This window comes from Streptomyces sp. NRRL WC-3549 (genome assembly GCF_000721935.1).
GTDB lineage: Bacteria > Actinomycetota > Actinomycetes > Streptomycetales > Streptomycetaceae > Streptomyces.
In genome coordinates this window covers 6,785-8,602 of sequence record NZ_KL585428.1, presented here as the reverse complement: position 1 = coordinate 8,602, position 1,818 = coordinate 6,785, and the positions used below count along the sequence as shown (strand labels likewise).

The window sequence follows — 1,818 nt, the reverse complement described above, 5'->3', positions numbered from 1 at the left end:
CGGCTGCCGCTGGCGGAGGCGGGGGCCCGGGCGGGACGGCTGGCGATGCGCAAGGAGAAGGCACCGGCCGGGGGCATCGCGACCATCGAGGCGGAGCTGATGGTGCGGGGGTCCACGGCGGCACCGCGCGGCTGAGCGGCCGGACGTGAGGGTCGGCCCTCCCGGCACCTCCGCAAAAGTCTTGCCGCCCGAGGGGTGACGGGGCGCGCCGCCGGCGGCTCCGGGTGGCGCCTCGGCCCTGGGCGTCAGTGGGTGACGTAGGGCTCCAGAGCGTCTCGGATCTGGCGGATGTACGCGTCGCCCTCGCGGTCCTTGCTGCGCGGGCCGTCCGCGGGGACGGCGACGGTCATCGCACAGGGGTCGGCGGTGGGCTCCTCGTCCGGTCCGAACCGGTTGCCCGCGAACCGCGGACTGGCGACGCGCTTGCCCGTACGGGCCTCGTACAGCGTCACCCGGTAGTCGCCCTTGTACAGGTTGACGAAGTAGTCGCCGAAGTCCGCGGTGTAGTCGCAGCGCTTCACGAACTCGCCCCGGCCGACCTTGTCGACGCAGGCGACGAGCTGGACCTTCCCGGGCTCGGTCGGGTCCCATACGTCGAGTCCCGCCTCGTCGAACATCTCCGGGCTGTCCTCGCGGACGTCCCAGGGGCCGTACACGAACACCGGGTGCGGAGCCGTCCCGGACCGGGCGGCCGCCTGTTCGAAGCCGTGCGGACGCGTACACATGGCGCGGTAGTGGTAGACCTCGAACGGCTTGTCGTCGTCATCGCGCAGCAGCACGAACGCGCCACCCGCGAGAGCTGCGGCTCCGGCGAGCACGATCGACCGGACCATCCATCTCCGCACCCGCGACCCCTCCATCCCGGTCCGCCGTCGCACCGAGTGTCCCATCCGGTCATATCCCTTGCAACGGGGCCGACTTGGCCACCGCGCCGCACTGGGTGAAGAGCTCCGTCCCACCCCGTGCACCCGCCGGCAGGCCGCGGCGGCGGCGCGTGTCCGGTGAGGCGGCCCCCACTCCGCCGCGTACGGTCCCGGCGCCGGGATCCGGAAAGATGGGGGCGACTCCCCCATGTGCCGGCCGGCCCCCCACCCGCAGGATGGGGTGCGGGAAGGCCGCCGGGGTCTTCCACCGCCGGGGAGGTGGGCACGATGGCGCAGACGGACGCGATCGGCGGGACGAACCCGCCCGCCGTGGACCACGCCCGCTCCGCCCCGGACTCGGCGGCCCCGGAGGGGCGGGCCCCCGGCTCCCCGGCACGCGACGGGGCACCCGGCACCGCGCTGCTCCTCGGCGAAGGGCGGAGCCGTGATCCCTGGTGGGTGCCCGGTGTCGTCGGGCCGCCGCCCGCGCAGGAGCCCGACTGGGCCGTGTTCGTCCGGGAGGCCGTGGCCGCGGCACCGGCCGCACCGGCCGATGTACCGGTCGCGGCCCGGGAGTATCCGGGGCTGTCCGGCTTCGAGTTGGTCGTGGCGCCGTTCGCCGGCCGGGCCGCCGCACGGGTCGCGGCCTCGCCGTACGGGCACGGCGCGGGCGCCTGCCCCGCTCCCGTGCTGGACGGCTTCCGGCAGGACCTGGCCCGGTGGCTGGCGCGGCTCGCGGCCCGCACGCTCGTCCTGGAACTGCACGAGGCGCGCACCGGGGGCCGGCTCGGCGGAGACGGGACACGGGAGCGGTTCCAGGACTTCCTGCGGCTGACCGGGAGCCGGAACGGGCTCACCTCACTGGCCGCCCGGTACCCGGTCCTCGCCAGGGTGCTGGGGCAGGACGCCCTCGACGCCGCCGACGCCCTCACGGAGATGCTCGGCAGGCTCGCGG

General features: G+C 75.5%; 1 protein-coding gene and 2 pseudogenes. 2 read left to right on the top strand and 1 reads right to left on the bottom strand.

The genetic code is table 11. From position 1 onward, the window contains the following. Positions 1 to 135: pseudogene (locus IH13_RS42960) on the top strand (LacI family transcriptional regulator); the annotation flags it as partial. Positions 136 to 245: 110 nt separating this feature from the next. Here the strand turns inward: IH13_RS42960 and IH13_RS0129485 are convergent. Further along, positions 246 to 833 carry a hypothetical protein gene (locus IH13_RS0129485; protein WP_051835971.1) on the bottom strand — a complete coding sequence of 196 codons (588 nt, stop codon included), beginning with the start codon at positions 831 to 833 and terminating at the stop codon, positions 246 to 248. Between the two features lie 318 nt (positions 834 to 1,151). Between IH13_RS0129485 and IH13_RS0129480 the strand changes: the two are divergent. Then, a pseudogene (locus IH13_RS0129480) lies at positions 1,152 to 1,818 on the top strand (type 2 lantipeptide synthetase LanM); the annotation flags it as partial.